This is a genomic window from Streptomyces sp. NPDC021356 (assembly GCF_040641015.1).
Classification (GTDB): Bacteria; Actinomycetota; Actinomycetes; order Streptomycetales; family Streptomycetaceae; genus Streptomyces.
The window spans coordinates 115,794-137,756 of record NZ_JBFACU010000016.1; the positions used below are offsets into that span (position 1 = coordinate 115,794).

14 protein-coding genes are annotated in these 21,963 nt (G+C 73.6%); 10 read left to right on the forward strand and 4 right to left on the reverse strand.

Annotated elements, in window-relative coordinates:
- Positions 1-35 precede the first annotated feature (35 nt).
- Both AB0G56_RS22790 and AB0G56_RS22795 read right to left on the reverse strand, forming a co-directional pair.
- Positions 36-809: an SDR family oxidoreductase gene (locus AB0G56_RS22790; protein WP_360972089.1), complete on the reverse strand. Its 774-nt coding sequence runs from the start codon at positions 807-809 to the stop codon at positions 36-38.
- 118 nt (positions 810-927) lie between these two features.
- Positions 928-1,692 (reverse strand): MOSC domain-containing protein, encoded by a 765-nt coding sequence (locus tag AB0G56_RS22795; RefSeq protein WP_360972091.1) that lies wholly within the window; start codon positions 1,690-1,692, stop codon positions 928-930.
- An 81-nt stretch (positions 1,693-1,773) separates the two neighbouring features.
- Here AB0G56_RS22795 and AB0G56_RS22800 point away from each other — a divergent pair, with 81 nt between their 5' ends.
- Positions 1,774-2,670 (forward strand): LysR family transcriptional regulator, encoded by an 897-nt coding sequence (locus tag AB0G56_RS22800; protein ID WP_360972093.1) that lies wholly within the window; start codon positions 1,774-1,776, stop codon positions 2,668-2,670.
- Between the two features lie 173 nt (positions 2,671-2,843).
- Here AB0G56_RS22800 and AB0G56_RS22805 read toward each other — a convergent pair whose 3' ends face one another.
- A complete protein-coding gene (locus tag AB0G56_RS22805) occupies positions 2,844-3,173 on the reverse strand; it encodes a WhiB family transcriptional regulator (RefSeq protein ID WP_360972095.1) in 330 nt (109 codons plus the stop codon).
- Positions 3,174-3,555: 382 nt separating this feature from the next.
- Here AB0G56_RS22805 and AB0G56_RS22810 point away from each other — a divergent pair, with 382 nt between their 5' ends.
- The 4 genes from AB0G56_RS22810 to AB0G56_RS22825 all read left to right on the forward strand — a co-directional run bounded on the left by AB0G56_RS22810 (position 3,556) and on the right by AB0G56_RS22825 (position 8,210).
- On the forward strand, positions 3,556-4,167 hold the full coding sequence (locus AB0G56_RS22810) for a response regulator transcription factor (protein WP_003948568.1): 612 nt from the start codon (positions 3,556-3,558) through the stop codon (positions 4,165-4,167).
- A gap of 533 nt (positions 4,168-4,700) precedes the next feature.
- The gene (locus AB0G56_RS22815; RefSeq protein WP_026252030.1) at positions 4,701-5,288 is read left to right on the forward strand and encodes a sigma-70 family RNA polymerase sigma factor; all 588 of its coding nucleotides are present in this window, start codon (positions 4,701-4,703) and stop codon (positions 5,286-5,288) included.
- Between the two features lie 141 nt (positions 5,289-5,429).
- The gene (gene guaB, locus AB0G56_RS22820) at positions 5,430-6,935 is read left to right on the forward strand and encodes an IMP dehydrogenase (protein WP_360972098.1); all 1,506 of its coding nucleotides are present in this window, start codon (positions 5,430-5,432) and stop codon (positions 6,933-6,935) included.
- A 150-nt stretch (positions 6,936-7,085) separates the two neighbouring features.
- Positions 7,086-8,210 (forward strand): GuaB3 family IMP dehydrogenase-related protein, encoded by a 1,125-nt coding sequence (locus AB0G56_RS22825; RefSeq protein WP_360972100.1) that lies wholly within the window; start codon positions 7,086-7,088, stop codon positions 8,208-8,210.
- Positions 8,211-8,882: 672 nt separating this feature from the next.
- On the opposite strand, the gene AB0G56_RS22830 is transcribed toward AB0G56_RS22825, so the two are convergent.
- Positions 8,883-10,091 carry a nucleotide sugar dehydrogenase gene (locus tag AB0G56_RS22830; protein WP_360972102.1) on the reverse strand — a complete coding sequence of 403 codons (1,209 nt, stop codon included), beginning with the start codon at positions 10,089-10,091 and terminating at the stop codon, positions 8,883-8,885.
- 292 nt (positions 10,092-10,383) lie between these two features.
- Between AB0G56_RS22830 and AB0G56_RS22835 the strand changes: the two genes are divergently transcribed.
- The 5 genes from AB0G56_RS22835 to AB0G56_RS22855 all read left to right on the forward strand — a co-directional run bounded on the left by AB0G56_RS22835 (position 10,384) and on the right by AB0G56_RS22855 (position 21,698).
- Entirely contained in the window at positions 10,384-12,090 is a 1,707-nt protein-coding gene (locus tag AB0G56_RS22835; RefSeq protein ID WP_360972104.1) for a glycerol-3-phosphate dehydrogenase/oxidase, read from the forward strand.
- A 196-nt stretch (positions 12,091-12,286) separates the two neighbouring features.
- Entirely contained in the window at positions 12,287-14,509 is a 2,223-nt protein-coding gene (locus AB0G56_RS22840; protein ID WP_360972106.1) for a serine/threonine-protein kinase, read from the forward strand.
- A 123-nt stretch (positions 14,510-14,632) separates the two neighbouring features.
- Positions 14,633-17,497, forward strand: coding sequence for a protein kinase (locus AB0G56_RS22845; RefSeq protein ID WP_360972108.1), 2,865 nt, complete (start codon positions 14,633-14,635; stop codon positions 17,495-17,497).
- A gap of 145 nt (positions 17,498-17,642) precedes the next feature.
- Positions 17,643-19,694: a protein kinase gene (locus AB0G56_RS22850; protein ID WP_360972253.1), complete on the forward strand. Its 2,052-nt coding sequence runs from the start codon at positions 17,643-17,645 to the stop codon at positions 19,692-19,694.
- A 93-nt stretch (positions 19,695-19,787) separates the two neighbouring features.
- Complete coding sequence (locus AB0G56_RS22855; RefSeq protein WP_360972110.1) at positions 19,788-21,698, forward strand: protein kinase; 1,911 nt, start codon at positions 19,788-19,790, stop codon at positions 21,696-21,698.
- Positions 21,699-21,963: the final 265 nt, after the last annotated feature.

Sequence of the window (21,963 nt, forward strand, 5' to 3'; positions counted from 1 at the left end):
CGGTTCCGTCACCGCCATTTTCCCACCGGTCCGCCTCACCGGGGCCCGTACTTGCGTCCCGTCTTCGAGGCGACCCCGCCCAGCAGGCCCCGCGGCGTGACCTTGACCAGGCCCATCAGCGCCTTGTAGCGGGGGTCCGGGATCGACACCGTCCGGCCGCGGGCCAGGTCCGCGAGGGCCGCCGCGACCAGCTTGTCCGCGTCCAGCCACATCCAGCCGGGGATGTTGTCCGTGCCCATGCCGGCCCGCTGGTGGAACTCGGTGCGGACGAAACCGGGGCACAGCGCCATCAGCCGTACGCCGCTGCCCGCCAGGTCCCGCGCCGCGCCCTGGGTGAACTGCACGACCCACGCCTTCGAGGCCCCGTAGGTGCCGCGCGGCACGAACGCCGCCACCGAGGCCACGTTCACCACGCCGCCCCGGCCGCGCTCGCGCATCGCCGCGGTCGCCGCCGAGGTCAGCCGCAACACGGCCTCGACGTGCACCTTGAGCATCCTCAGCTCGTCGGCCATGTCCACGTCGAGGTAGCGGCCCTTGTTGCCGAAACCGGCGTTGTTGACCAGGAGGTCGACGGGGTTCTTCCGGTCGCCCAGCCGGGCGGTGACCGTCTCGATGCCCTCGTCGGTCGCGAGGTCGGCCGTCAGCACCTCGGCCTCGATGCCGTGCCGGTCGTGCAGCTCGGTCGCCTGCTCCGTCAGGCGTCCGGTGTCACGCGCCACCAGGACGAGGTCGTGGCCGTCGGCCGCCAGCCGCCGCGCGAACGCGGCGCCGATGCCCGCGGTCGATCCCGTAATCAGAGCCGTTGTCATGGCGAAAGGTTAGTGGTCCGCGCCCCTCGTTCCCGATCTCTGCACAGGGCCTGCCGATCAGTGAGCGATCGGTGTGCCCGGCCGTCCGACCCGACGGCGCACCCGGCCGGACGGGCCGTCAACCCGCGCTCCGCGCACCGCTTTCCGCGTCGCTTTCCGCACCGCTTTCCGCACCGCTTCCCGCGTCGCCCTCCGCACCGCCGGACGCGCCGTACTCCGCCGCGTACTTCCGGGCCGCCGCCAGCGACTCCGGGTGCAGCGCCGTACCGGCCGCCAGCAGGCGCGGCAGCAGTGAGCGCTCCGTGGTGGCGGCCCGGAACTGCAGGGCCACGGTCACGTCGTGGTCCGGGCGGTGCACGATCTCGACCGGGTCCCCGCGGCGGATCTCACCGGGCTCGATCACCCGCAGGTAGGCACCCGGCGCACCCTTCCGCGTGAATCTCCTGACCCATCCCCGCTCCCCCAGATGGCCCTGGAAGGTCCGGCACGGAATCCGCCCGCAGGTGACCTCCAGCACCACCGCGGGACCGTCCGGCGGGCCGATGCGCCAGCGCTCGCCGATCCGCGCACCGGATATGTCGATGCCCGTGGTGGTGAGGTTCTCGCCGAACGAGCCGTCGGGCAGCGCCCGGCCCAGCTCGCGCTCCCAGTCGTCCATGTCCTCGCGCGCCATCGCGTACACCGCCTGGTCGTCGCCGCCGTGGTGCCGCATGTCGCACACCGCGTCCCCGGCCAGCCCGCTCGCGCCGACGCCCTTGGGCCCGGGCGCCGCGATACGCACCGGATGGTCCACCGGCAGCTTGCCGATACCGGTCAGGCCCTCCGGCTGGTCGGTGTACGGCACGGCCACGGGACGGCCCAGGTTGACCGAGAGAAGCTTCATGCCCGGAACGGTAAAGGACCCCGTATCAAAGTGTCGACGCGTTTTCCGGCGGCTCGCCCAAGCTTCCCTTATGCTCGAAGGGTGATCGAGGCCCGTCATCTGCGCGTCCTGCGCGCCGTCGCCGCCACCGGCTCCTTCTCCGCGGCGGCCCGCGAGCTGGGCTGCACCCAGCCCGCCGTCAGCCAGCAGATGAAGGCCCTGGAGGGATCGGCCGGCACGCCGCTGCTGGTCCGCACCGGCCGGGAGATGCGGCTCACCGAGGTCGGCGAGGCCCTGGTGCGGCACGCGGGCGGCATCCTCGCCGGACTCACCGCGGCCGAGGAGGAGGTCGCCGCCATCGCGGGCCTGCGCGCCGGCCGCGTCCGCCTCGTCTCCTTCCCCAGCGGCAGTTCCACCCTCGTGCCGACCGCCCTCGCCGCCCTGCGCGCGGCCCACCCCGGCACCCGCGTCTCCCTGGAGGAGGCCGAACCGCCGCGCTCCGTGGAACTGCTGCGCGCGGGCGACTGCGACGTGGCGCTCGCCTTCCGCTACGAGGGCGCCGCGGGCGCGGAGGAATGGGCGGACCTGGTGGTACGCCCGCTGCTCACCGACCGCCTCGTCGGCCTCGTACCCGAAGGGCACCGGCTGGCCCGGGCCGAGTCCGTCGCCATCGCGGAACTCGCCGACGAGCCGTGGATCGCGGGCTGCCCCCGCTGCCGCGGCCAGCTCGTGGAGGTGTGCGCGAGCGCCGGGTTCACACCGCGCATCGACTTCGCCACGGACGACTACCCGGCGGTGGCCGGGCTGGTGGGCGCCGGTCTGGGCGTCGCCGTGCTGCCCCAGCTCGCGATCGAGTCCGTACGGCCCCGGGGCGCGAGCACCGTGGCGCTGGAGCCGACGGTGCGCCGCGAGATCGTCGCGCTCACCCTGCCCGACCTGGCCCAGGTGCCGACGGTGGCCGCCACCCTCGACGAACTGGTCCGCGCCGGGGCCAGGTGAGCCGGGAAGGGCCGGGGCGCGGTGCGCGGCGGGGAACCGGGCCCGGGTGTGCGGAGAACGGGCGCGGGTGTGCGGAGAAGAAGGGCACGCGCGCGTGTGCCCTTGTCGCCTGCCTCCGATGTGCCGCCTGTCTCCGTCGCCGTGCGTCCGTATGGGTAAGAAGAAACGTTCCTTCAGGTGTTCGAAGCGGTGTCGCCGCTTGATGACGAGGCCGTCACCAGTCGGTTCCGTGCTCGCCCCATGAGCTCCTCGCGCTCGTCCTCGGTCAGGCCGCCCCATACCCCGTACGGCTCGCGCACCGCCAAGGCGTGTGCCGCGCACTCCGCACGGACCGGGCACCTCATGCAGACCTCCTTGGCCGAGTTCTCTCGAGCGCTCCGAGCCGCCCCGCGCTCGCCCTCGGGATGGAAGAAGAGCGAGCTGTCCACTCCGCGGCAGGCAGCCAGCAGCTGCCAGTCCCACAGGTCCGCATTCGGTCCGGGAAGGCGGGAGAAATCTGCCATTGCGTGACCCCTTGTAGCCGTTCGGTGGCGGATACGGTGCCAACGACCGTACATCCCCGATCTAAGGAGATGAAAATATGACTCATTGCGAATCTAGCCCTAGACACCTAGAAACGGGAAGAAAAGGGGCCAAATGGGGCATAGCTTGTGATGAAAAGTTGAGGGTATGACGTCTGTGTCTGCACTGTGTCCGCTCACTCACGTAGAGTGCCGAAAACGGCGTACGGCCCCGTAACTCTTTCGAGTGACCGTCGTTGAGAGTGCGGAGGCGGTTGAAAACACAAGTGCTCGGGCAGGCGTCCGAGACGGTCGACCGCACAGGTGACGATTTCGTACCAGCCTGGAGGCTCAAGGTGACGCGCATCAGCTGCGGAGGGCGGCCATGACATCCGTCCTCGTCTGCGACGACTCCCCGCTTGCCCGAGAGGCGCTCCGCCGCGCGGTCGCGACCGTGCCCGGCGTCGAGCGCGTGACGACGGCGGCCAACGGCGAGGAAGTCCTCCGCCGCTGGGGCGCCGACCGCTCGGACCTCATTCTCATGGACGTGCGCATGCCCGGACTGGGCGGCGTCGAGACGGTCCGGCGCCTGCTGTCCGCCGACCCCGGGGCGCGCATCATCATGCTCACGGTCGCCGAGGACCTCGACGGCGTCGCGCTCGCCGTGGCCGCCGGTGCTCGCGGCTACCTGCACAAGGACGCCTCCCGCGCGGAGTTGCGCGCCACGGTGACCCAGGCCCTCGCCGACCCCACCTGGCGGCTGGCCCCGCGCCGGCTGCGCTCGGCCGAGATGGGCGCCGCGCCCACCCTCACCGCGCGTGAGATCCAGGTCCTGGAGGGCATGAGCCACGGCCGCTCCAACGCCGAGATCGGGCGTGAGCTGTTCCTCTCCGAGGACACCGTCAAGACCCACGCCCGGCGCCTGTTCAAGAAGCTCGGCGCCTCCGACCGCGCGCACGCGGTGGCCCTCGGTTTCCGGTGGGGCCTGGTGCGTTAGGTCCTGCCTCGACTCAGGGTCACGCCCTCGCGCGAGGGGCGCAGGGAGCGGTCGTACGGCCGTGACCAGCCGCTCGCGCCGTGGCGTCCGCCCGGGCCGTTCCGGCCGGCCGGGGACGCGCGGGGCGGGCAGCGGCCCCACGGCCCCACAGCTCCGGCGTACGACGGCCCGGCCCGGACGCCCGTCGGTTCCGCGGTGGGCGTCCGGGCCGGGCCGCCGTGCACGAGTCCGTGCGGCCGGACCCCGAGGGCCGTCCTCGCGTGAGCGGGGGCCGGCCGGGGGCCCCGCAAGGGGCGCGAGCGGTGTCGCGTACCGCACGTCGGGTACCAGTGGCAATGCGGCCCACCGGGCGGCCGGTGCTCGTTTCGCCGCGGATGCCGCATCCTTGAGGTGTGGAGTTCCTCGGGGACGAGTCGGTCGAGCGGAATGGGAGGGCGCAGGGGATGGGTTCCGGCGCACCTGCTCATAACGCTTCGGTGCACAACCACGAAGGCGGTGCCACCGGGCATACGACGCCAAGGCACGATGGACCGATGCGCGACGACGAGGCGGCAGTTGCCCCAGGGGCGATCGGTGCGCTCGTGCACCGTGCCGTCGACGGCGACGAGCAGGCCACGCACGACCTGCTGGCCCGCGTCCACCCGCTCGCGCTGCGCTACTGCCGCACCCGTCTGTCCCGGCTCCCGGGCGACGCGCGTCACTTCGTGGAGGACCTGGCCCAGGAGGTCTGCGTCGCGGTCCTCCTCGCCCTGCCGCGCTACCGGGACACCGGCCGCCCCTTCGAGGCGTTCGTCTTCGCCATCGCCTCCCACAAGGTCGCCGACCTCCAGCGCGCGGCGATGCGCCACCCCGGTTCGACGGCCGTGCCCTCCGACGAGATGCCCGAGCGGCCGGACGACTCCCTCGGCCCGGAGGAGCGCGCCCTGCTCAGCAGCGACGCCGAGTGGGCCAAGAAGCTGCTCGCCAACCTCCCCGAGAACCAGCGCGAGCTGTTGCTCCTGCGTATCGCGGTCGGCTTGACCGCCGAGGAGACGGGACAGATGTTGGGAATGTCACCGGGAGCCGTCCGGGTTGCCCAGCACCGGGCGCTCAGCAGGCTGCGGGCGCTCGCCGAGCAGTAGCCCGGCCCCCGTTGACCGGCGACGCGCCGATCTCATAGGAAGATACGAAGCTCAGGGCGGCTCTTCGTCGTGGAATGAGACGCCTCCGCTTCCCGTTAGCATGGACATCCGCACCGAGCAAGGCCATTTGGGGAAGGTGTCATGACTGCAAACGTCGACGGAGTGCCCGGCAAATTCGCGACACTCGGGCTGACCTACGACGACGTGCTGCTGCTGCCGGGCGCATCCGAGGTGCTCCCCAACGCGGTCGACACCTCGTCCCGCATCTCCCGCAACGTCCGGGTGAACATCCCGCTGCTGTCCGCGGCGATGGACAAGGTGACCGAGTCCCGCATGGCGATCGCGATGGCCCGCCTCGGCGGCGTCGGCGTGCTGCACCGCAACCTCTCCATCGAGGACCAGGCCAACCAGGTCGACCTGGTGAAGCGGTCGGAGTCCGGCATGGTCACCGACCCGATCACGGTGCACCCGGAGGCCACGCTCGCCGAGGCGGACGCCCTGTGCGCGAAGTTCCGCATCAGCGGCGTCCCGGTCACCGACCCGGCCGGCAAGCTGCTCGGCATCGTGACCAACCGCGACATGGCCTTCGAGAGCGACCGCAGCCGCCGCGTGCACGAGGTCATGACCCCGATGCCGCTGGTCACCGGCAAGGTGGGCATCTCCGGCCCCGATGCCATGGAGCTGCTGCGCAAGCACAAGATCGAGAAGCTGCCGCTGGTGGACGACGAGGGCGTCCTCAAGGGCCTGATCACGGTCAAGGACTTCGTCAAGGCCGAGAAGTACCCCAACGCCGCGAAGGACGCCGAGGGCCGGCTGCTCGTCGGTGCCGCCGTCGGCGCCAGCCCGGAGGCGCTGGAGCGCGCCCAGGCGCTCACCGAGGCCGGAGTCGACTTCCTGGTCGTCGACACCTCGCACGGCCACAACAGCAACGCCCTGAGCTGGATGTCGAAGATCAAGTCGAGCGTGAACGTCGACGTGGTCGGTGGCAACGTCGCCACCCGCGACGGCGCCCAGGCGCTGATCGACGCCGGTGTGGACGGCATCAAGGTGGGCGTGGGCCCGGGCTCCATCTGCACCACCCGCGTCGTCGCCGGCATCGGCGTTCCCCAGGTCACCGCCATCTACGAGGCGTCCCTCGCGGCCCGCGCCGCCGGCGTCCCGCTGATCGGCGACGGCGGCCTGCAGTACTCCGGCGACATCGGCAAGGCGCTGGCCGCCGGCGCCGACACGGTGATGCTGGGCAGCCTCCTCGCCGGCTGTGAGGAGTCCCCGGGCGAGCTGCTCTTCATCAACGGCAAGCAGTTCAAGTCGTACCGCGGCATGGGCTCGCTGGGTGCCATGCAGTCCCGCGGCCAGGGCAGGTCGTACTCGAAGGACCGCTACTTCCAGGCCGACGTGACCGCCGACGAGAAGCTCGTGCCCGAGGGCATCGAGGGCCAGGTCCCCTACCGCGGACCGCTCGCCAACGTCCTGCACCAGCTCGTCGGCGGCCTGCGCCAGACCATGGGCTACGTCGGCGCCGCCACCATCGAGGAGATGGAGTCCAAGGGCCGGTTCGTGCGGATCACCTCGGCGGGCCTCAAGGAGTCCCACCCGCACGACATCCAGATGACCGTCGAGGCGCCGAACTACAGCAGCAAGAAGTGAGCGGGAAGTGATCCACGCGCGTGCGGCGTCGCGCGCTTAGAGCACGGCCGACGACGTCCGAGGGCGGTCCCGGGTGCACCGGGGCCGCCCTTGTCATGGGTGTCGGCGATACTGGAAGACGCTGCAACGCATCAGGGAAAGGCCACAGACGTGACTGAGATCGAGATCGGGCGCGGCAAGCGCGGCCGCCGGGCGTACGCCTTCGACGACATCGCCGTCGTCCCCAGCCGCCGTACGCGGGACCCGAAGGAGGTCTCGATCGCCTGGCAGATCGACGCCTACCGGTTCGAGCTGCCCTTCCTGGCCGCCCCCATGGACTCCGTCGTCTCCCCGGCCACCGCCATCCGCATCGGGGAGCTGGGCGGCCTCGGCGTGCTCAACCTCGAAGGCCTGTGGACCCGCCACGAGGACCCGCAGCCCCTGCTGGACGAGATCACCGAGCTGCCCGCCGAGGCCGCGACCCGCCGCCTCCAGGAGATCTACGCCGCTCCGATCAAGGAGGAGCTGATCGGGGCGCGCATCAAGGAGGTGCGCGACTCCGGTGTGGTCACCGCCGCCGCGCTCTCCCCGCAGCGCACCGCCCAGTTCTCCAAGGCCGTCGTCGACGCGGGCGTGGACATCTTCGTCATCCGCGGCACCACGGTCTCCGCCGAGCACGTCTCCTCCTCGCACGAGCCGCTGAACCTGAAGCAGTTCATCTACGAGCTGGACGTCCCGGTGATCGTCGGCGGCTGCGCCACCTACACCGCCGCCCTGCACCTGATGCGCACCGGCGCGGCCGGTGTCCTCGTCGGCTTCGGCGGCGGCGCCGCGCACACCACGCGCAACGTGCTGGGCATCCAGGTCCCCATGGCCACTGCCGTCGCCGACGTGGCCGCCGCCCGCCGCGACTACATGGACGAGTCCGGCGGCCGGTACGTGCACGTGATCGCGGACGGCGGTGTCGGCTGGTCCGGCGACCTGCCCAAGGCGATCGCCTGCGGCGCGGACTCCGTGATGATGGGCTCCCCGCTCGCCCGCGCGACCGACGCGCCCGGCAGGGGCCACCACTGGGGCATGGAGGCCGTCAACGAGGAGCTGCCGCGCGGCCAGAAGGTCGACCTCGGCACCGTCGGCACCATCGAGGAGGTCCTCACCGGCCCCTCGCACACCCCCGACGGCTCCATGAACTTCTTCGGCGCCCTGCGCCGCGCCATGGCCACGACCGGCTACAGCGAGTTGAAGGAGTTCCAGCGCGTCGAGGTGACGGTGGCGGACGCGCAGCACAAGCGGTAGGGCTTACCGCCCTTCCCGGAAGGGGCGGCTTCACCTAAGGGGCCCGGTCACTCGCTCAGGCGGGTGGCCGGGCCTCTTGGCGTTCGGGCAGGTGGGGGCGTGTTCGGTGAGGTGGGGGCGCGTGGTTGCGTTCGGGGCGAATGCGGGCTGAACGGGTGATGTGGGGCGGTAGTGTCTGTGATCGGCGACCCGGTTGTCTGGGGCGCCCCCTTCCAAGGAACGAGGTTCCGGACCCGGTGGCCCGGGGCCCGGCCCGGAGTTCCGATGGGCCGTCCACCGGGCTTACTGGGCGGCGTCATGGAAGGGGGCGCGCCCATGGGCCGTCACCGCAGGCCCACTCGCTGGGATCGGATCCGTCTTTGGACGGTGAAGTGCCGGAGGAGGTGGATCTTGCGGATTTACGGCCGCTGAGCGGCCACCCCTACAAAACCTAGGGGTGGACACTCCGCGTAGTGGCCAGGAGCCCGCTGCAGTAGCCCCTGCGGTGGGCTCCACCTTTCGGCGTGATGGTGAGCGGCCGTCCCTATGAGAACTAGGGGTGGACACTCCCTGATCCATCCACGAGTCGGCCGCAGTGCCCTCTGCAGCTGACCCCGCCTGTCTCCGTAAGGTACCCGCGCAGCGCCCCGCGTGCCACCATCGCCAACCGCCCAAGCACCCACGCGCCCCCTTTCACAACCGGTGCGCCGCCCCCAGCGGGGCCGCCCCGCGGGTGTCCAGGAGCAGCTGGGCCTTCACCGACAGGCCTTGCAGGTCGTACGTCCTGTGGTGCTGGAGCAGGATCGTCAGGTCGGCGTCGGCCACCGCTTCGTAGAGGGCGTCCGCGCGCGGCACGGGGCGGTCCTGGACGCTCCAGGCGGGCACGTACGGGTCGTGGTAGCTGAGACAGGCGCCGAGGCCCGTCAGGCGGTCGGCGATCTCCTCGGCGGGGGTGCCCTGGAGGTCGGCGAGGTCGGGCTTGTAGGTGACGCCCAGGAGGAGGACGCGGGCGCCGCGCGCCGACTTGCCGTGCTCGTTGAGGAGGGCGGCGGCGCGCTGGACGACATAGCGGGGCATGCGGCTGTTGACCCGCTGGGCGAGTTCCACCATGCGCAGGCCGCGGCCGGCCGGGCCGGACATGTCCTGGGGGAGGCCGGGGCCGCCGACGCCGGGGCCGGGGCGGAAGGCCTGGAAGCCGAACGGCTTGGTCTCGGCGCAGCGGACCACGTCCCACAGGTCGACGCCGAGGTCGTGGCAGAGCACGGCCATCTCGTTGACGAGGGCGATGTTGACGTGCCGGTAGTTGGTCTCCAGCAGGTGGACGGTCTCCGCCTCCCTGAGGCCGCGCGCGCGGACCACCTTGTCGGTGAGGCGGCCGTAGAAGGCGGCGGCCGACTCGGTGCAGGCCGGGGTGAGGCCGCCGATCACCTTCGGCGTGTTGGCCGGGGTGATGTCGCGGTTGCCGGGGTCGACGCGGCTGGGGGAGTAGGCGAGGTGGAAGTCGCGGCCCGCCAGGAGACCGGAGCCCTCCTCCAGGAGCGGGCGCAGGAAGGCGTCCGTGGTCCCGGGGTGGACGGGGGACTCCAGGATGACCGTGGTGTGCGGGCGCAGGTGTTCGGCCAGGGCGCGGGCGGCGGTCTCCACCTGTCCCAGGTCGAAGCCGCCGTCGGCGCCGCGCGGGGTGGGCGCGCAGATCACGGCGGTGCGGACCCGGCCCAGTTCGGCGGGGTTGGTGGCCGGCCGGAAGCCCCCCGAGAGCATCCGGCGCAGTTCGGCGGCGCTGAGCGAGCCGGGTTCCTCCCCGGTGCGGTACCCGAGTGTGGGGACACCGGCGGCGACGGCGGCCTGGGCCAGGGGCAGGCCGAGAGGACCGAGTCCGATGACGGCGAGATCTGCGGGCATGGCGTGGGCCGTCCTTCCCAATAACCGAGGTGGTGCGGGCACGCAAGTCCTGTGGACAGGACGAGCGAGAGCAATGTCAGACTAGGAGTAAATATGACCGTTTTGCGGGATTGACCAGCGTGTTTCTCGGTGAACCGATGGGAGTTGTCCACAGGCTGGGGGCGACTGGTGGCTGAAGACGGGCAACCCGGTCAGAATCTGGTCAGGGGAGAACGCGAGGGGTACCGGAGACGTATGGGACGGGGCTTCGCCCGACGGGTGCGGCCGGCTCGACCGAGAGCGGGAGGCAGCAGTGAGGACAGCGACACTGGGGCCGGCGCAGCGCGCCGCGTCACTGGCGGCAATGGCCGAGCGTGAGCTGGACATTCTGGTCGTGGGTGGCGGCGTGGTGGGCGCGGGCACGGCCCTGGACGCCGTCACGCGCGGTCTGTCCACCGGCATCGTCGAGGCGCGCGACTGGGCGTCCGGCACGTCCAGCCGGTCCAGCAAGCTGATACACGGCGGGCTGCGGTATCTGGAGATGCTCGACTTCGCCCTCGTACGGGAGGCGCTGAAGGAACGCGGCCTGCTGCTCGAACGGCTCGCTCCGCACCTGGTCAAGCCGGTGCCGTTCCTGTACCCGCTCCAGCACACCGGCTGGGAGCGGCTGTACGCGGGCTCGGGCGTCGCGCTCTACGACGGCATGTCGATGGCCCGCGGACACGGCCGCGGACTGCCCGTGCACCGTCACCTGAGTCACCGTCACGCCCTGCGTGTGGCCCCCTGCCTGAAGAAGGACGCCCTGGTCGGCGCCCTGCAGTACTACGACGCACAGATGGACGACGCCCGCTTCGTGGCGACCCTGGTGCGCACGGCGGTCTCCTACGGCGCTTCGGCCGCCAACCGCGCGCGGGTCACCGGGTTCCTGCGCGAGGGCGAGCGGGTGGTCGGAGCGCGGGTGCAGGACGTCGAGGGCGGCGGCGAGTACGAGGTCCGCGCCCAGCAGATCGTCAACGCGACCGGGGTGTGGACGGACGACACGCAGGCGATGGTGGGCCAGCGCGGCCAGTTCCACGTCCGAGCCTCCAAGGGCATCCACCTGGTCGTGCCCAAGGACCGCATCAACTCCTCCACCGGCCTGATCCTGCGCACCGAGAAGTCCGTCCTGTTCGTCATCCCCTGGGGGCGGCACTGGATCATCGGCACCACCGACACCGACTGGGACCTCGACAAGGCCCACCCGGCCGCCTCCAGCGCCGACATCGACTACCTGCTGGAGCACGTCAACTCGGTGCTCGCGGTACCGCTCACCCGCGACGACGTGGAGGGCGTCTACGCGGGCCTGCGGCCCCTGCTGGCCGGCGAGTCCGACGCCACCAGCAAGCTCTCGCGCGAGCACACCGTGGCGCATCCGGTGCCGGGGCTCGTGGTCGTGGCGGGCGGCAAGTACACCACCTACCGGGTGATGGCCAAGGACGCCGTGGACGAGGCGGTGCACGGCCTCGACATGCGCGTCGCCGACTGCGTCACCGAGGAGACCCCGCTGTTCGGCGCGGAGGGCTACCACGCGCTGTGGAACGCGCGGGCGCGCATCGCCGCCGAGACCGGGATCCACGTGGTGCGCGTCGAGCACCTGCTGAACCGGTACGGGGCGGCGGCGCAGGAAGTCCTCGACCTCATCGCCGAGGACCCCTCCTTCGGCGCGCCGCTGAAGGCCGCCGACGACTACCTGCGCGCCGAGGTCGTCTACGCCGCCTCCCACGAGGGCGCCCGCCACCTGGACGACGTCCTGACCCGGCGCACCCGCATATCCATCGAGACCTTCGACCGGGGCACGCGCAGCGCACGCGAGGCCGCCGAACTGATGGCGCCGGTCCTGGGCTGGGACCAGGACCAGATCGCCCGGGAGGTCGAGCACTACGAGAAGCGGGTCGAGGCGGAACGGGAGTCGCAGCGCCAGCCCGACGACCTGACGGCGGACGCGGCGCGACTGGGGGCACCGGACATCGTGCCGCTGTAGCAGAAGGGGGGAAACGGGAGAGAAGGGGCGACGGAGAGGGGTTTGGTCACCGGGCGTCATCACCCTGTGCCGTACGCGCTGTTCAGCGTGGACCCGCGGCGCCCCGGGGTGTCCGCAGAGGGCACCCTGGGCGTCGAGCACTTGTCGGGTGAGGGACAATGGAGCCTCTGTCAGGGCGGGTTGCATGAGGGGACGCATGTCGGAGGCGGAGCGGGCGGGGGCATCCCGTCAGGACACTCGTCAGGACAACAGCGAGCGTCTTCTCGCCGGGCGGTACCGGCTGGGAGACGTGCTCGGCCGCGGCGGCATGGGCACGGTGTGGCGGGCCGAGGACGAGACCCTGGGGCGGACGGTCGCCGTCAAGGAACTGCGGTTCCCGACGAACATCGACGAGGAGGAGAAGCGGCGCCTGATCACCCGGACGCTGCGCGAGGCCAAGGCCATCGCGCGCATCCGCGACACCAGCGCCGTGACCGTCTTCGACGTGGTCGACGAGGACGACCGGCCGTGGATCGTCATGGAACTGGTCGAGGGCAAGTCCCTGGCCGAAGTGATCCGTGAGGACGGCGTGCTGGAGCCGCGACGGGCCGCGGAGGTCGGGCTCGCCGTCCTGGACGTGCTGCGTTCCGCGCACCGCCAGGGCATCCTGCACCGCGACGTGAAACCGTCCAACGTGCTCATCGCCGAGGACGGCCGTGTCGTGCTCACCGACTTCGGCATCGCCCAGGTCGAGGGCGACCCCTCCATCACCTCGACCGGCATGCTCGTCGGCGCGCCCTCCTACATCTCCCCGGAGCGGGCCCGCGGCCACAAGCCCGGCCCGGCGGCCGACCTGTGGTCGCTCGGCGGCCTGCTGTACGCGGCGGTCGAGGGTTCGCCGCCGTACGACAGGGGTTCGGCCATCGCCACGCTGACCGCGGTGATGACCGAGCCGCTGGAGGAACCCAAGAACGCGGGGCCCCTGCGGGACGTCATCTTCGGCCTGCTCAACAAGGACCCGGCCAAGCGGCTCGACGACGCGGGCGCCCGTGCCCTGCTCGACGCCGTCATCAACGCGCCCGAGCGCGGGGCGGCGGAGCCGGAGCCCCCGGCGGACGCCACCAAGGTCGTACCCCTGCCCGCGCAGCCGGACCGGCGCTCGGGCAAGGGCTCGTCGAAGAAGACCGGCGCCGGTTCGCGGGGGGCCGCGGGCACCGACTCCGGTTCCGCCTCCGCTTCGAAGTCCCCTTCCGGTTCCGGTGCCGGGGCGGGGGGCAAGCGCGGCGAGGAGGCGGCCGATCGGCTGCGCGGTGCGCTGCGGTCCGTGCGCAAGGCGGCCGGGACGGCGACCTCGGCCGCCGCGTCCCGCACCAAGCAGGCGGCGGGCGGCACCGGCACGGCGGACTCGGCGTCCGGTCCCACGGACCGTGCGGCCGGTGGCACGGCGACCGCCCGGACCGCCGGTGGTTCCGGTACGGCCGGCGCCTCCGGAGCGACGGCCGGGAAGACCGCGGGCAGTGCGAGCGCCGGCGGGAGCGGGACCGGCGGGGGGAGCGGCAGCGGGACCGGCGGCACGGCGGGTGGCGCCCAGGCCGGGCGCTCCGGTGGCGGCTGGCCCGTGGTGCCGCCGCCGGACCTGGACCTGCCCCCGCGCCCGGTGCCCAGGGCGCCGATCACCGACGTGGTGCCGAAGCGGACCCTGGTGATCATCGCCGTGGTGGTGGTGCTCGCGGTGATCGGCACCGTGCTGACCATCGCCTTCAGCGGCGACGACAAGGGCTCCAAGGGCGACCGGAGCGGCGGCGCGGGTACGTCGGCCGGCGCCGCGGCCACCGGGAGCACGACGGCCGGGCAGGGCAAGGGCAGCGCCAAGGGCACGGACGGCAAGCAGACCGGTGCGGCGACGGACGCCGGCGGTTCGCCCGCGGCGGGCGACGGCGCCGGCACGCCGGGCGGCGACGCCTCCGGCAGCGGCTCCGCGTCAAGCTCCGGTCACGGCTCCGGCGGCGACGGCGCGACCACGACGTACAAGGGCGACCAGGGCTTCTCCATCGGGCTGCCCAAGGGCTGGAAGTACACGACCACCGGCTCCTCGGGCGCCCGGTTCACCGGCCCCGACGGGCAGAAGCTGCTCGTCGCCTGGACGTCGGCGCCCAAGGACGACCCCGTGGCCGACTGGAAGAACCAGGAGGGCTACATGGTGCGCTCCGAGTACCACCGCATCCGTATCGAGAAGGTGGGCTACCGGGGGTGGAACGCCGCCGACTGGGAGTTCACCTACACCGAGGGCGGCACGAAGTACCGCACGGTGGACCGCGGGTTCGTGGTCGACGACCACCTCGGTTACGCCCTGATGTACACGGCGAAGGCCGACAAGTGGGACAGCGACCTGCGCCGGGACACGTGGCGGACGCTGACGAAGACGTTCGAACCCAAGTGAGATCCGGCTTCCCCTCTTGCGGGTTGCCTCCGGCACGTATCGTGAGTGGTTGCGGACCGTGAGCATCGGGAACGGGACGCGTGGCGAACGCATTTGACCGAACGTGCGGCCGGGGGAGGCAACGTGGACGACTACGCGGGCCGGGTACTCGCCGACCGCTACCGCCTGCCGGTGCCTCCGTCCGACGAGTACGAACTCACCGAGACCCGGGCCTTCGACACCTACAGCGGGCAGGAAGTGCTGCTCCGCCAGGTGCCGTTGCCCGAGGTGGTCGAGGCCGAGGTGCTCGACGCGGACGGGCTGCCCGACGGATTCACGGCGCGCGACAGCGCCTTCCGGGGGCCCGGGGGGCGCACGGGACGCGGTCTGCCCCCGGCGCACACCCCCCGTGCGGAGTCCGGGGCCACGCGGCGGCCCGCCGATCCGGCGGTACGGCGGGCGGTCGAGGCCGCGCAGGCCGCGGCGCGGATCCCCGACCACCCGCGGCTCGACCAGGTCTTCGACGTGTTCGCGGAGGGCGGCTCGCTGTGGATCGCCAGTGAGCTGGTCGCCGCCCGGCCGCTGGCGGCCCTCCTGGCCGACCGGCCGCTGACGCCCTACCGCGCGGCCGAGGTCGCCTCCGACATACTCATGGCACTGCGGGTCCTGCACGGGCACGGCTGGGTGCACCGCAACATCACCGCCCGCACCGTGATGGTCTGCGACGACGGCCGGGTGATGCTGACCGGTCTCGCGGTCGGCGCGGCCCAGGAGGCGCTGTGCGGGTACGACCCGGTTCCCGCGCCGGACGGGGAAGACGGGGAGGACGGCCAGGGGGAGCCAGCGGCCGGTGCGGCGGCCCCCTACGCAGAGCCGTACCGCGAGCCGCCCGGGGACCCGTACGGCAGCGGCGGGCCCGGGGGCGGCAGGGGCAGTGCCGGCGGCCCGGGTGGTGCAGGCCGTACGGGAGGGTTCGGCGGCGGCGCGGGCGGCGCGGCCGGGTTCGGCGGTGGCGGCGGTGCGGGCGGGCGCGCGCAAGGAGCCCGGCCCGGCGGCCCCGGGGCGGCGGGCGCGGCGGGGTCCGGCGGACCGGCGGGAGGGACGGGGCCCGGTGGACCGGCGGGAGGGGCGGGTTCCGCCGCCGCGGATCCCGAAGCGGCGCGGCGGGCCGCGATCGAGGCGCGGGCGGCCGGTGCGCTGCCGCTGCCCGGCGGCGGGACGGCGAGCGGCGCGGGGGCGGCGGGAGCCGCGGGAGCGCTCGTCCGGCGTACGCCGGAGACCGGGGACGACATCCGGGCGGCGCGCGCCGGGGCCATCGCCGCGTACCGCGCGGGCGCGCGGGCGGCGGCCCGCGTGCAGGAGGCGCAGCAGAGCACACGGGCCGCCCTGCCCGGCGCCCGGCCGCCCGCCGAGGACGAGGGCCGCGACGCACCACCCGGCCAGATCGCCGACCCCTATGGCGTGCGCGCCTCCTGGAACGGTCTCGCGCAACGGCAGGCCCCCGGCGGCACCCCCGCGCCCGCCGAGCACCCCGGCGGCGCCGGGCGCCCCGGCGCCCCCGGCGGCGCGGCGCACCCCGAAGGGGCCGGGCGCACCGAGGACGGGTGGCGCACCGAGGGCGGTGACCAGGGGCGTACGGCCCTCCCGCCGGCCGGCCCCGACGGTGCCGAGGGTTCCTTGGAGCCGCACCCCGCCGCCCCCTGGGACGCTCCCCCCGCGGGCGCGGCCGTGCGGCGCGGGCCCGGGACGGCGCTGGCCGCCGAGCGGGCGCGGCAGGCGCGGATGACCGTGGTGGGCCCGGTGACCGAGCGCTGGGCGCCCGAGCAGGCCGGGCCGGTGCACGCGAACTGGCAGCTGGCCGCGCCGATCGGCCCCGCCACCGACCTGTGGGCGCTGGGCGCGCTGCTCTTCCGGGCCGTACAGGGGCATGCTCCCTATCCGGAGGAGTCGACCGCCGAACTGGTGCAGATGGTGTGCGCCGAGCCGCCCGCCTTCGCGGAGGAGTGCGGTGCGCTCCGTCCGGTGGTGGAGTCGCTGCTGCGTCAGGACCCGACCGAACGGCTCGACTTCGAGGAACTGGGCGGTTGGCTGCGCTCGCTGGTGCGTTCCGCGCCCGAGCCGGAGGCCGGGGCGCACGTCGTGTCCGCGCCGCCCGCCGACCCGGCCCGGCTGCCGATCGTGCGGCGCCGCGGCGAGCTGGTGCGCAGGCGGCGGGCCGGGCTGCCCGCCCACCACGGGCGGCACAAGCGGGCCGGTCAGGAGGCGCGTTCGCCGCGCAGCCTGGGACGGTTGCTGCTTGTGCTGGTGCTGGTCCTGCTGGCCGCGGCGGTGGCGTACGCGATGCTGTTCATGCCGAAGACCGACCGGTCCGGGAACGGCGGCACGCCCGGCGGCGAGCGCACGGCTGCCGCGGGCGGGGCGAGCCCGGCCCCCAAGTCCTCGGGCGGCTCGGACGCGAGCGGCGCACCCGGGAGCGGCGGGAGCACCGCGGACAGCGGCAGCAACCCCTCGGGGTCGGCGGGTTCGGCCGAGACACAGACGACCGGCGCCGGCGTGCCCCGCGGTTTCACGCTGCGCAAGGACCCCGCCGGCTTCCGGATAGCCGTCGCCGGCGGCTGGAGCCGTACCCCGAAGAACAGCCTGGGCCAGGTGGTGTACTCCCACGGCGACTTCGAACTGATCGTGGTGCCGGGACGGGACAGTGCGGCCCGGTTCGGCAGCGACCCGATGGCCTACCAGCGGGAGACGGAACGCGAACTCCAGGGGTACCGCGACTCCAGCTGGGCCACCTCGTCCGGGATGCGGACCATCCAGGTGGGCGGGAAGACCATGGCCGAGGGGCAGTTCACCTGGAGCGGCGCGGGCGGGCGGCAGCTGTTCGTGCGCAACCTCGCCCTGCTCCTCGACGGCCGCTACCACGTCGTGCAGGTGCGGGGCCCGGAGTCCCAGCGGGACCAGGTGAGCAAGTTGTACGAACAGGCGTCGGCCACGTACCGGTACACCGGGTGAACCCCAGCAGTCCGGCTGATTCCCGTCAACCTCGGGAAGCGACAACTGTCACAGTGCGGTTTCTTGGTACCCCCACCGGTTCCCTGCCGGAGGACCGGTCCCTACGCTGGCCCTGTCAAGAACATTGCGGGGAAACGTGAATCAGATGCAGGGCCAGCTGCTCGCCGGACGCTACCGGCTCGCCGACTCCATCGGCAGCGGCGGCATGGGCCGGGTCTGGCGCGCGCACGACGAGGTGCTGCACCGGGCCGTGGCGATAAAGGAGTTGACCGCCGCGCTCTACGTCTCGGAGAGCGACCAGGCGGTCCTCCTGGCACGCACCCGGGCCGAGGCACGCGCGGCGGCACGGATCAACCACTCCGCCGTGGTCACCGTGCACGACGTGCTCGAACACGACGGCCGTCCGTGGATCGTGATGGAACTGGTCGAGGGCCAGTCGCTGGCGGACGCGGTCAAGGAGCAGGGCAGGCTGGAACCGGCCGAGGCCGCCCGTGTCGGGCTGTGGGTGCTGCGCGCCCTGTGCGCCGCGCACGCGGCCGGGGTCCTGCACCGTGACGTCAAGCCCGGCAACGTCCTGCTCTCCCAGGACGGCCGGGTCCTGCTCACCGACTTCGGCATCGCCCAGATCGAGGGCGACACGACCATCACCCGCACCGGCGAGGTCGTCGGGTCGGTCGACTACCTCGCCCCCGAGCGGGTCCGCGGCCACGACCCGGGCCCGGCCTCCGACCTGTGGGCGCTGGGCGCCACGCTGTACACGGCGGTGGAGGGCCTGTCGCCGTTCCGGCGCACCTCCCCGCTGACCACCATGCAGGCGGTCGTCGACGAGGAACCCCGCGAGACGGCCCACGCCGGCCCGCTCACGCCGGTCATCTCCGCACTCCTGCGCAAGGACCCGGCCGCGCGCCCGGACGCGACGGCGGCCGAGCAGATGCTCGCCGAGGCCGCGGAGGGGCGGCGGCCGAGCCACGCGCAGGCGTACGTCCCGACCTCCCAGCAGACCGCCTACCAGCCGGGGACGGGGTCGCACGGGACGACCGGACAGGACGGCACGACCGGGCAGCACGGGACGACCGGGCCGTTCGGTACGGGCTCTGCGCAGCACGGGACGACCGGGCAGCAGGGCACGACCGGGCAGCACGGCACTACCGGGCCGTTCGGCACCGCCTCCGGGCAGCAGGGCACGACCGGGCAGCACGGCACTACCGGGCCGTTCGGCACCGCCTCCGGGCAGCAGGGGACGACCGGGCAGCACGGGACGGCCGCCGGGCAGTACGGGACGGCCGGGCAGCACGGCGTGAGCGGCCACCCCGCGACGGCCGGCGGCCAGTTCGCGGGCGCCCCCTTCGGGAACGGCACGCACCCCGGCACGACACCGGGCGGCGGTACCGCGCCCTACGGCCCGGGCACCACCGCCGCGCACGGCCAGGCCCCCGCCCCGGCCGGGGCGCCGCACCACCCGACGACCGGGCCGACCACCGTCGGGGCCGCGCAGGGTACGGGCGGCGGCGTGCCGTCCCGGCGCCGCCGGCTGCGCAACGTCGCCCTCGTGGTGGTCCTCGCCGCGGTCGTCGGCGGCGGCACCGCGGTGGCGTTGCAGAAGTGGGGGCCGGGCACCGGCCAGGGTTCCGGCACCTCCGCCTCCACGGCCGCGCCTCCCCCGGAGTCCTCCCGGCCGCGCCCCACGGCGACGGGGAAGTCCGGCAGGACCGGCCCGGCGGACAGCCTCCCGGCCGGCTGGACGCGCGTGAAGGACCCGTACGGCTTCAGCATCGGCCTGCCCGGTCCGAACTGGCAGCGCGTGGTGTCCAACAGCGCGCTGCGCCAGGTCGACTACACGCCCGACGGCGGCAAGCACTTCGTGCGCATCGCCGTCTCGGACTCGCCGCAGTTCAGCAGCGCGCAGGACCACCAGATGGACCTGGAAGCCCAGTTGAAGCGCCTGGTCGACTACCACCGGGTGTCGCTGCGGGCCGAGACCTTCCGCGACCGCCCGGGCTCCCTGTGGGAGTACACCTGGACGGCGCTGCCCAAGGACACGCCCTACCCGGGCCCGCGGCACGCCATCGAGGAGACGTACTTCTCCCGCGACGGTGTCGAGTACGCGATCTACATGTCCTCGCCCGAGGAGTCCTGGGCGACCACGCGCAAACAGTTCAAGTCGGTGCTGCAGAGCTGGCGGCCCGGGACCTCCTGACCCCGCCGACCGGACACGAAGGCCTGATCAGGCCCCCCTCTTGGCCGGTCGGTGCCCCGGAAGGGGACCGTCCGATGCGGCATGATGGGGCGTATGGGGACCGAGGGGGACGACTGCCGTGTGATCGCGGGCCGTTACCGCCTGGTGGCGCGGATCGGGCGCGGGGGCATGGGAGTGGTGTGGCGGGCGAGTGACCAGTTGCTCGACCGGGCCGTCGCCGTCAAGGAACTCGCCTTCGACGAGACCCTGTCCGACGACGAGGCCCGGCACCTGCGCGACCGTACGCTGCGGGAGGCGCGCGCGGTCGCCCAGTTGCGGCATCCGAACGTCATCGTCGTCCACGACATCGTGGAACAGGACGGACGGCCGTACATCGTCATGGAGTTGATCGAGGGCGGCTCGCTCGCCGGCCGGATCGCCACGGACGGGCCGCTGGACGCCGTCGAGGCCGCCCGCGTCGGGATCGCTCTGCTGGGCGCGCTGCGCGCGGCGCACTCCGCCGGGGTGCTGCACCGCGACATCAAACCGGCGAACGTCCTGCTGGAGTCCGGCACCGGCCGGGCCGTCCTCACCGACTTCGGCATCGCCCAGGTGGCGGGCGCCACCACGCTCACCGAGACCGGCGCCTTCGTCGGCTCCCCGGAGTACACCGCGCCCGAACGGATGTCCGGGGCGGGCGCGGGCCCGCAGGCCGACCTCTGGTCGCTCGGTGCGCTGCTGTGCACGGCGCTGAGCGGCGCCTCGCCCTTCCGGCGCGACTCGCTGGGCGGGATTCTGCACGCGGTCGTCTTCGACGAGATCCGGCCGCCCGCGCAGGCCGGGCCGATCCTCCCCGTCGTGCAGGGGCTCCTCGAACGCGATCCGGAACGGCGGCTGGAGGCGGCGGAGGCGGAGCGGATGCTGCGCGCCTTCCTCGACTCGGGTCGTACGCCCCGGCCGGCGGCCCGTTCCGCGCCGACGCGGCGCAGCGGGCTCCGGTCGCCTCACCCGGCGCCACGGCCTCCCCGGGCGTCCCGGTCGCCGCGCCCCCGGCGGTCCGCGCGGTCCTCCCGGCCGGCCGGGCCGGGCGCTCGGACCCGGCCCGCCGAGGGGGCCCCGGCCCGCCCCTCCCCGTCAGGGCGGACGCCTACGCAGCCGCAGCAACTGCCGCTGCCGCAGCCCGCCGCTGCGGGCGCGGTGCCCGCCCCAGGGAGCGGGGTGCCCGGCCCGGCCGCCGACGGGCCGCAGCCGCCTGCCCGCTTCTCCACCCGGGGGGTGCTGATCGCCGCGCTGCTGGTGGCCGCCATGGCCGGGGCGGGGGTGTCGGCGGCGGCGCTGCTGATGAACGGCGGTCCGCACGGCGGAGGTTCACCGGGCAGCCCGGCCACGGAGCGCGGCACGAGCGCTTCGGGCGGGGCCCCGGCGGGTACGTCGGGCGGCCCCGGCGCCTCGGCGTCGCCCCGGTCGCCGACCGCGTCGCCCCGGTCGCCGACCGCGTCGCCCAGGTCGCCGGCCGCGTCGGCCCGCCCGTCCTCCACGTCCGCCCGGACCCGGCCCGCGACGGGCGTCGCCGACGCCGCCACCGCACCCTCCGGCTACCACCTGGCGCAGGACCCGGCCGGCTTCTCGGTCGCCGTACCCGACGGCTTCGCGCGCTCACCGCAGGGCGTGCGGACCTTCTACCTGTCACCGGGGGAGACCTTCCGCCTCGGCGTCAAGGCGGCCACCCCGGAAGGCGGCGGCCCGCTCGCGGTGATGCGGCGCGCGGACGCCGCCGGCCCGCACACCAACCCCGGCTACCACGACGGGCAGGTCACCGCCACCACACACGACGGACACCCCGCCGCCCTCTGGGAGTTCACGTGGGACGGTTTCAGTGCGGCGGAGGGCGCCCGGCACACCTACGACCTGTGCTGGGAGCAGGACGGGCGGATGTACGACGTGTGGCTGTCGGCGCCGGTCGGCAAGGTGCGTGAGGCCAAGGAGTACTTCGACGTCGCCGTCGACACGTTCAGGACCGGCTGAGCCACAGGGCTTCCCGCCTCGTCACCGACCGCCCGTGAACACGACCGACGAGCCCGCACCCGACACCTCCGCCCCGCCCCGCACCCGCCACTTCCGGCTGGTTCCGCACCCGCCACTTCCGCCCCGCACCCGCCACTTCCGCCACCGCCCCGCACCCGACACCTCCGCCTCGCACCCGCCACTTCCGGCTGGTTCCGCACCCGCCACCTCCGCCCCGCACCCGCCACTTCCGCCACCGCCCCGCACCCGACACCTCCGCCTCGCA